The organism is Dietzia sp. NPDC055343 (assembly GCF_053645265.1).
The window spans coordinates 23,271-32,533 of record NZ_JBSHMJ010000037.1 but is presented as its reverse complement, the minus strand read 5'-3'; the positions used below and the strand labels follow the sequence as shown (position 1 = coordinate 32,533).

Below are 9,263 nucleotides of genomic sequence, written 5' to 3'. Positions count from 1 at the left end.
CCGGCTAGTGCCCCGAATCCCTTACCCGAAGTCCGCTGACCAGCAGCGATGAATGCCGCTGGCCCCGAAACCCCATCAAGAGGTCCAACTCAGGTTAGACACTCCTAGGAGAGGTTCAGATGGGCAGGAAGCGGAGTGCACGTGGACAGAGGGTTGCCGCAAAGAAGAAGCGGCGGGACCAACGGACAAAGAAGGCCGCGCCCCTCAGCAGAAAGTCATCACCAGTAAGACTGACCGTGCCGATCTGGGAGTATCCCTCCGCCGCCCAGATACTGACAGAGGCGTTGCCCGAAATGTCTTTCGACGAGGCGCTGGACTACATTCTGACCGAGCCTGTTCTATGGCAAAACGAAGAGGGTCGGATCAACTCGTTTGCCCCGGCCGATTACTTATCCGAGTCCGGTGAAACCGCCGCGACCCTCGTCGGCTCGCTCGAGATCATGCACGAGAGTGGACTTCTCGCCTGGGACGCCGAACACCATATTCATGTCCAGAAGTTCCCCACTAACGCCCCTCAACCCCTCGAGTAAGTTACGACGAAACAAGCTGGGCCGCGAACCTCGCGTCGTCAACTGTCGAGATTCGGGACTGCTGCACGGATTAATGTCATCTGGTCTGGTTTGCCCGCGGAGCGGCTTGGAAGGATGTCGCTGCGCGTGGGACGCTACTCGCCGAGAGTTCGACGACGATGTGGCGCCAGTGGCTCGGCCCTGCGAGGACAGCGCCAGGGCGGTCCACCACGGACTGACACCCCACCTGTCACCCAACGCGCATCAGTCCTCACTCCTCGGATTGCCACCCAGACGCTCCCAACGCTGACAAGGCCAACCGGCGGCTTCATTGAAGCTCTCGCGATACTCGAAGGCTCAATCACTTCGACAGCCACCCCCGCAAATGGCCCATACCTCAAACGGTATAGACCGATAGAGGTATGTACCGTTCTGTGGCGTCAGTCTGGCAGCGCGCTGCGGATTGCCGCCTCAATAAACTCAGACACAGTCTCCCCTTGTTGAATGGCCGCAATTTTCGCCCTCCTGTACAGCTCTACGTCAAGAGCTAGCGACGTTTTCGTCCGCCGAGGACTGGGTTTCTTTGCAACGTCAGAAGCCGAGAACGTCTCCGAGACCGGCCGGATTGGGGCTGCCGCCCGTGGGCGCAGACTGCGGCTCACCGGCTCTGACTTGCCACTCACCTGGTCACCTCAACAATCTCTTCCAACAGATCTCGATAGCCAAGGAACCTCGTGGGACGTGTGCCAAATGACTGACGTATAGCCTGGCGTTTGCCAATCACGTTCTCGAACACGAAAACTCCCTCCGATTCAAGTGTCTCTTTTGTGAGCTCGAGCAGCTTGGTGCCCAGCTCAACGCTTGTGAGCAGAACACCAGCCGGCTTATGTGCAGCAGCCTCCAGCGTTGGCCAAACGCGCTGAAGGTCCAACCCGGACGGCGCAGTCGGAACCACGACAACATCAGCCGCATCGATAGCTGCCTGAATGATGTCGGCTGCGCCGGGAGGCGTGTCGATCACCGTGAGATCGCTGCTCGATGCTCGCGAGAGCGTTATCTTGTTCGCGGGCAAGACCTGGAACGGCAGTGGCGCACCTCCTTCGGCCGCGATCTCAGCCCAGCTAGTTGCCGATCCCTGAGGATCTGCGTCTAGCAACTCGGTTGACTCCCCCTGCTCGCTCGCGACCGCCGCCAAGTAGATGGCGGTAGTCGTCTTACCGACGCCGCCCTTCGTGTTCACTACCGCAATCTTCAAATCCCTACACACCTCGATCATTAAATACCGTCATACCTCGATATGGATTCAGGTCTACACCTTGATACCAACCGTCGAGCGCATGGGCGCGTTGGACACACCGTAAACCCCTTTCTACCGTAACACCACTAGTGGTACTCCGGTCTGTACCTGAAACCGTGAAACCTGTTATCCGTCTCTACCGCCACACGCATGCTGGTATAGCGGTATCTACCGTTCGTGGTGTTTACCGTTTCCGGCATGGTTGAGCTGGGGGCCCAAGACGGCATAGTCGGCGCCAGAAACTCCACCTCACTTAGGCGTGTCGATGGGATTTGTGGCGCCAAGTGTGGAAGTTTTCCTCCCATGGCGACGAAGCAGCGGGGCCCTGGGCGACCGTCATTCGGTGAGCGCGTGCGGGTACCAGTCCGTATGGCTCCCGAGGTATACGAAGCACTTCGAGTGGAAGCCAGGTCTAGGGGCGTCTCTATGTCTCAGTACTTGGCCGACCTCGCCGCAATCGACCTCGGTCTACCCGAGGCTGTACTTCCACCTGTCGATGAGGAGGCAATTTCAGCGTGAACCGGCGGTCAGGGAATGCCTGACCATAGTTGAACATCCCGCAGCCCTGAAATGACTGATCCCGGCCCACTGGCCGGTGGACCGGGATCGAAAGTCAAGAGTTCGAGTTACCGCTCAAACTCGGGGTTGCCCACCATTTAGGAGAGCTGTGCTTCCAGGCACCTCTCAGGGTAAGTCATACCCATCGATTGGTCCAGTCGATCTGCTAGGTGTGTCTTACCCTGACCACGACATCGTCAAGTCTCGAGATTCCACCTGGTGGTGGGAGTCACTTACATGTGTTTGGAGTCCGCGCCCGTATGTGCGTGTTGACTCGGGACAGACGCACTCGTTTGCCGCAACTCGGCGCCTCACCGAGGGCAATCCTGCGTCGAGTGTGCCTTTTGCGCTGCACTTGGCTGACGAATCGGGCAGATTCCGTCTGCTTGCCCTGGATTTTGACGCCCACCACGCTGGGTCGACAGCAACCGCTGATCTGGCCAGCTGTACGACCGCTCTAACCGCAGCAAACATCGAGCACCTAGTCTGCTCGTCCGGACCCGGTGGGGGATACCACGTGTGGATCCGGCTGAGTACGGCCGTGTCCCCCCAGCGTCTGGCACCGATCATCGACGCCTTCGCTGCGGCGTGGCCCTCACTGGATCGGGGCCCACTGTCTAATCCCCGCACAGGCTGCGTCCGAGCACCGGGATCACCCCACCGCGCCGGCGGGGCATCAGTGCCTCTGACAGATCCGCATATCCGCCCGGTATCACTGCGTGCCCTGCGCTCAGTGCTCACGCAGCTGACACTTCCCCTACACACCGCTGCAACCACGACCACTCCAACGGGACTAGGTGCTGCGCCGATTCCGGTCCACACGGATGTCCAGGGCCACCCGTATCTTGCCGGGCCCAGGCGACCGGTTTCAGCGCACATCCGGACGTTGGCACACTCCCGGGTCACGGCCCAGTCGGATGCTTCTGCGATTGGGTGGTCGGTCTTGTTGGCCTGCGCCCACGCCCGGATGCGCTTTGACGACGTGCACCAAGCCGCGTTCGCCGATCGCTGGCCGGGCCTGGAAACGATCCGAACGCACCGGACACAAGGGGGAGAGCGCGCCCCGAGGATCGACCCGCACGCCGAGTTGACCCGCCAGTGGGCCAGAGCGGTCACCGCAGCCAGCTTTACCCCCCGCAGCACCACCGCGCCATCACCGGCCCGCCGGGCAGCCGAAGCGATCGTCGCTGAGCTGTTGCCCCGGATGAACGCCCAGCCCGACAGATGGGCCGGTAAGACCGGGGCCCAGGATCGGCTGCTTCTCCTGGGCTTGGCGGCCAGGACCCTGGCAGCAGCCGCAGACAACGTGCAGCTGTCCGAGCGCGACTGGGCCATCGCCGTCGGCCTGACGCGAGACGTCGTGACCAACCGTCTGAAGGTGTTGATCCAGCAGGGCTGGATTGCACGGGTCCAGAGATCAGCAGGCCCCTGGGCGGCGGTCTGGCGGGTCGGAAGAGCCGGGGGCGGGAAACAAAGAAGTGGTGCAGTATTTTCCGCCGAGCTAGAGCAGAGGCTGCAGGGGGAGTTGGAGCGTGCTCGCGCTGATATCTGGCACGCTCGCTCGCTGGGAGTACTCGGGTTGCGGGTATGGGAGTTGCTGAGCAGCGAACGGTTGTCGGTCAAGCAGGTAGCGGCTCGGCTGGGGGTGTGTGCGGCAACGGTTCGCAACAAGATTGCTGCGCTCCAGTCCTACGGCTTGGCCACCTCCAGTGGGCGCGCCTATCAGGGCCGTTCCCGATTGGCTCGGGCTGCGGCCCTGGCAGGAGTGACGGGAGCACACGCTGATCGGGTGCGTCTGTACAGGCTGCAGTCGGCGGTGTTCGTGTGGTGGTTCACCACCCGCTATCAGCCAAAGCGCTCCGATGCGCTGGCCGAGTGGGGCATGTTTCCCACCCCGGATGAGGCCGAGAACGTCCACCCGGTCGATATCGCATTGGCCTACGGCGCCACCAGTACCGGCCCCCCGGTACAGGCAACAACATGGGGCGCGGCGATGGCCGCGCAGGAGCGGCACCGGGAGCACGATCCCGGTAGTTGGTGGGAACTTGTTGCCGCGACTCGGGCCGCGCTGCCGACCCCCGACATGCTGCTCGCACCCCATCAGTGGGCTGCCACCGCTGCCTGACACCACCATGGGTGGCTGTCCCTGTGAGACCAGGCGTCACCACAGGTCGGGGGAGGTGTCCGGTCCTGTCGCCTGCCCCCAATCCGAAGAGGCACCCAGGGGCTCGACGTCGGGTCCATGCTCGTGTTCTGCGGCGCGGTGTTCGAGGTAGGAGGCGACGAAGTCGTCGGCGTCGGGCGTGCTGGTGCCGTCCGGGGTGGTGGTGAGCTTTTCGCGGGTGGTGGTGAGCCAGGTGGCGAGTTCGGTATCGCTTGTGGTGGTTTCTGGTGGGGGAGTGGGCAGGGCGTCGGGTCCGCCGTGTTCTCTGCTCACGTGACGTATCCGGTGGGCGATGACGGCGCCTGCGGATTTCGCGGTGTCGAGGTTGTCGGTGGCCTCGAGCCACATTTCGCGGGGGTCTAGTCCTGCTTGGGCTGCTTCGGTCCAGGCGTGTTCGAGGTCGGCCAGGGCTGCGGGGTCGGCCTCGAGGTGGTGGGTGTGGGTGCGGGGGAGTGCGTCGAGGTAGTCGGGCAGGGTGTTCGCGGTGAAGGTTTGGGCGGCCAGGTCGGCGCCGTGGCGGTAGAGCTGTTCGAGGCGTTCGGGTGCGGTGGCGGTGGTGTATTCCTGCCGGAGGGTGTCAATGGCTGAGGTGTTGCGGGTGTCGCGGCCAAGCACAGTGGTCAGGACCTGTGTGGGTGTGGGGGCGTTCTGGTCGCCGGCCGAGTGCATGTGGGCGTCTTCGGCGCCCAGGTCGAGGGAGTGCTCGCACACCGTGTAGGCGCGGTTTTCTTTTTTGCCGCGGGTCATGGCCACGTATAGGCCGGCGCGGTCGACGGTGTTGTCGATGACGGCGTGGGTGGTGTCGACGGTGGCGCCTTGGGCGCGGTGGATGGTGCTGGCGTATCCGAGGTGGATGTTGGTGTGGGCGTAGCTGGCGGGGATGAGCATGTCGGCGCCGGTGTTCTGGTCCCGCACGGCCAGGGCGCCGTCGTCGGTGATGCCGGTGACGGTGAACAGTTGGCCGTTGATGACCCGGCCCAGGGGGGTGCGGTCGTTGTCGGTGTGAAAGGTGGCGTTGGTGCGGGCGATGACGGTGTCCCCGACACCGACGGCATCGCCCCGGGACACGCGGGTGGTGTGGGTGTCGTCGACCAGCCCGGTGCTGATGCGGTCGGCGCGGATGAGGTCGTTGAGGGTGTCGACGTCGGTGTTGGTGGAGGCGATCACCAGACAGCGACGGCCAGCAGCAGTGTCTGCCAGGAAGGCGTGTGCGGCGTCGGTGAGCATCTGCTCCCGGTGCCCACCGGTGAGCCATCCACGGTCGGTGTAGAGGCCAAGGGCGTCGGTGTCACCGTCACGAAGGCCCAAGGTGGCTTCGGCTTGGTCGGTGTCTGCGCCCATGCGCATGACCTCGCGCAGTTCGGGGGTTCCCGGGGTGCGGGTCAGGTCGGCCAGCAGGCCTCCGGTCTCCACGGCCGAAAGCTGTTTGGGGTCGCCGACCAGACGCAGGACTGCCCCGGATTCGGCGGCGATCTCGGTCAAGGCGGCCAGGTTCTCGGTGCTGGCCATGCCGGCTTCATCCACCAGCAGCATGTCGCCGGGGCCGATGGTCACCGGCAGGGCTGCGAGGGTGCGACCGGGCTGGTTGGGGTTGCGGCCCAGCCACGTGAACGTCAGTGAGTCGATGGTGTGGCAGTCGGCGCCGATGTCCTCGGACAGGATGGCCGCAGCAGCGGCGGACGGTGCCAGTCCGATCACGGTGCGTCCGGTTGCGTGCCAGGTGTCGGCGACGATCTTCATAGAGGCGGTCTTGCCGGTGCCGGCCGGTCCGACGCCGGCAGCGAGCAGGGTTCCCGCCCCGACCAGGTGCCCGGCCAGCGCCCGCTGACCGGCATTCAGGCTCCACCCTTCGCTTGTCTCGTGTTCGGCCAGGACATGCTCGAGGACCGCTGCCGGGGCGGTGACCGCGACCGGGGTACGCGCAGCATCCAGGGCGAGCTGCTCGGCGTCCAGGACGGCGTGGGTGGTGAACTTTTCGGTGTTGGCGTGCCGGTCCACCCCGGCCCCGTCCGGACGGGTCAGGGCACCCGGCAGGTCGAGGATTTCTGGTGGGGTCAAAGGGATGACCAACTCATCCATGGCGGTGTCCATCACCGCCTGGTGCGCCTGTTCCAGGGCCTGCTCGCCGGTGAACACGTAGCCCTTGAGTGCGGTCGACACCGCGGTCTGAACGTGCGAGCGGCGGAACTGCGCGCGCCTGGCCGTCACCGCCTCCACCGCCCGCTGGGCCACGACACGGGCATGAGTGTCGGCGTTGAAGATGTCCCGCTCGACTCCGGCCTTGCCATGCCGGGTGACCCGGTCGGTGAGAGTGTCCAGGGCGTGCTCATCGACGATCTGTGCGGCCACCTCGCGCCAGCCGGCGCGGTGCTCGTCCAGCGACAGGGCCGGCTTTTTGGCGTCGCGGGTATCCAGGATGGCTTTCTGCCACAGGGCATACGAGGCGCGCTGTCCGGGTTGGCGGCCGTGCCTTTCGACGTAGTCGGCAACGAGCTGGTTGTAGACCGGGCGGGCCATCGCCCGTCGTGAGGAGAAAGCGTCGATCAGCTTGCGGTCGATGCCGGCGATTTCCCAGATCGGTGCCTTGTCCGGGTGCGGGTAGTGGGCCTGGAATTCCACGCCCATTCCCCGGGTGAGTTTGTCGTGCAGGATCGCGTCGTAGCGCGACGAGATCGCCTGATGCATCTGGAAGATGGCCCGCCCGTCCAGGGAGAGCCAGCGCCCGTCAGGGGCCTGGACCTTGTTGGCGATCAGCACGTGCGAGTGCAGGTCCGGGTCGCCGCCTCGGGTGTCGAAGTGGGTGAACTCGGAGGCGATGATCCCGCCGGTTTTGACCTGTTTGATGCCTCCGGTCCCGACCCGGGTGTAGATGGCGTTGTCCTCGGCCCACGCCAAGGCTTCGGCGACGGCTTCGTGATGCAGCGCGGCGATGTGGGAGGCGGTGTTCTCGTCGGCCAGTGCCCACCAGACGCTGACACTTTTCACTGGAGAGAACGTGAAATCGAATCCGGCGACGGCTTGTTTGACGCGGTCGCGTTCCCGGTTGACCCAGGCGATGACGTCTTCCCCGGAGGCGTGCTCGTAGCCGAACACCTTGGCGTAGAACGGGCGGGCCGTACTTTCGGCGATCTGGCCTCGTTCCTCGACGGTGGGGCGCCGTCCCTCTGTGGCGAGGAAGGTTTTCTCGGCGGTGGCGATAGCCTGAAGGACCTCGACGCCGCCGGTGTAGATCGGGAAACTCCGGCCCAACTTGCACGCGGCTAACGAGGAACCGTCGGCCATCTTCTGGTCGGTGTCCGGGTGCAGTCCCTCGCCGTACAGGGCGGCCATCTGTTCCTCGGTCACGATGGCCCCGACGGTCGCGGTCTCGGAGTTCAATCCGGTCAGTCCGGAGCCGATCCAGACCCCCGGTGGGGTGCCTTTGGCGGCGTAGTAGTCCGACAGTGACTTGCCTTCGGGGTCGGCGTCATGGGTCGCCACCGAGCGCAGCAGGTACTGGTATCCAGTCCCTGCGTGAACCGCTCGCAGACTCATCACAGCCTCCAGCGTATGCGGGCGGTGGCGGGGCGTCTACGCCCCGCAGAGCCGCGAGGCGCTGACCAGGTGTTTCCCGTCGTTCACTAGAAGTGCATACTGTGTGTGGCAGTTTGTGACGAGCGACAGCGAGGAAGATCTAGCACGGCCAGTGCTAGATCTGGTGCGGCGATCAGGGACCAGGACGGCGCGACGATGACGGCGGCATGGTGGTTGGGCATTGCGGCACGATGGGTGGGGCAATAGGGTCGATCACATGGCGGCTACCAAGACTGATTCACGTTCACAAACCGCACGCGCGAGGGCTCGTCAGGCGATGGCCGACGAGCTGGAGCGGGCACGCAAGCGCGAGGCCAAGCTGGTCGCGGTGTTCTCGGCGATCGACGCCCGCGATGACGCGCAGATCGCCCTCGGCCAGGCGCTGGTCGAGCTTCGGGACCTGGGTGTGGCGCAGGCCGATCTGGCGGAGATGACCGGACTGTCCGCCCGCGAGGTCGGGGCGGCGATCCGCGCCGCCAAGGACAACACCCCGGTCACCGACGACACGGTCAACGATGCCGACGGCGGTGACACGCCAGCGGCGGATCAGACCTCGGCGGACACCAACGGTGACCAACAGCACTGAGCCCGTCTCCGGCGGATGGTTCGAGGACATCCCGCTGCCGGGAATGGACGCCCGTCCCCGACCCCGGCCTGCCGCGAGGCGGTCCAGGCCGTACGACTCATCACTGCCTCCGACCGAGGCGGCGATTGCCGCGTTTTACTCCCGTGTCGTGCGCGCCCCGGGCAATGGATGCCACATCTGGACCGGCGCCATCTCCGACGGGTACGGACGGATCACCTGGCGACAAGGCGGCGTCAGCAGAACCGAGTACGCGCACCGCTTCGCGCTCCTAGTCGCCGGCCAACTGACCGCCGAGGCGATCGGTGAGCACCGCTGCAACGAACCCCTGTGCGTGCGCGTAGACCCGGACCATCTCATCGCCTCAACCCAATCAGCGAACCTGCTCTACGCGGTCGCCTGCGGACGCACCGGCATCATCCGCAACACCACCGAACGCCACGACCGGCACGTCCGCTCCCTCGCCGTCCGCGACGCGGTCGCCGGCGGCTGGAACCCCAAGGCCTACGCCCAAGCTTGCGGCAACACCGCACCACTAGACGAGCCCCCACTGTTCTAGAATCGTCTCCAAACACCTAC

6 protein-coding genes are annotated in these 9,263 nt (G+C 64.9%); 4 read left to right on the top strand and 2 right to left on the bottom strand.

Translation table 11 applies throughout. The features are described from left to right. The first annotated feature begins 119 nt into the window (after positions 1–119). Positions 120–530: a hypothetical protein gene (locus ACWIE7_RS15285; RefSeq protein ID WP_454069833.1), complete on the top strand. Its 411-nt coding sequence runs from the start codon at positions 120–122 to the stop codon at positions 528–530. Between the two features lie 658 nt (positions 531–1,188). Here ACWIE7_RS15285 and ACWIE7_RS15280 read toward each other — a convergent pair. Beyond that, on the bottom strand, positions 1,189–1,785 hold the full coding sequence (locus tag ACWIE7_RS15280; RefSeq protein ID WP_454069832.1) for a nucleotide-binding protein: 597 nt from the start codon (positions 1,783–1,785) through the stop codon (positions 1,189–1,191). Between the two features lie 1,546 nt (positions 1,786–3,331). On the opposite strand from ACWIE7_RS15280, the gene ACWIE7_RS15275 reads away from it, so the two are divergent. Then, a complete protein-coding gene (locus ACWIE7_RS15275) occupies positions 3,332–4,489 on the top strand; it encodes a hypothetical protein (protein WP_454069831.1) in 1,158 nt (385 codons plus the stop codon). A 36-nt stretch (positions 4,490–4,525) separates the two neighbouring features. On the opposite strand, the gene mobF is transcribed toward ACWIE7_RS15275, so the two are convergent. Beyond that, positions 4,526–8,062, bottom strand: a complete 3,537-nt coding sequence (gene mobF / locus ACWIE7_RS15270) for a MobF family relaxase (protein ID WP_454069830.1) — start codon at positions 8,060–8,062, stop codon at positions 4,526–4,528. A 316-nt stretch (positions 8,063–8,378) separates the two neighbouring features. Between mobF and ACWIE7_RS15265 the strand changes: the two genes are divergently transcribed. Together ACWIE7_RS15265 and ACWIE7_RS15260 are read left to right on the top strand one after the other, a co-directional pair. After that, entirely contained in the window at positions 8,379–8,687 is a 309-nt protein-coding gene (locus ACWIE7_RS15265) for a hypothetical protein (RefSeq protein WP_454069829.1), read from the top strand. Next, a complete protein-coding gene (locus ACWIE7_RS15260) occupies positions 8,671–9,243 on the top strand; it encodes a hypothetical protein (protein ID WP_454069828.1) in 573 nt (190 codons plus the stop codon). Before ACWIE7_RS15265 ends, ACWIE7_RS15260 begins: the two co-directional genes overlap by 17 nt. The last annotated feature ends 20 nt before the right edge of the window (positions 9,244–9,263 follow it).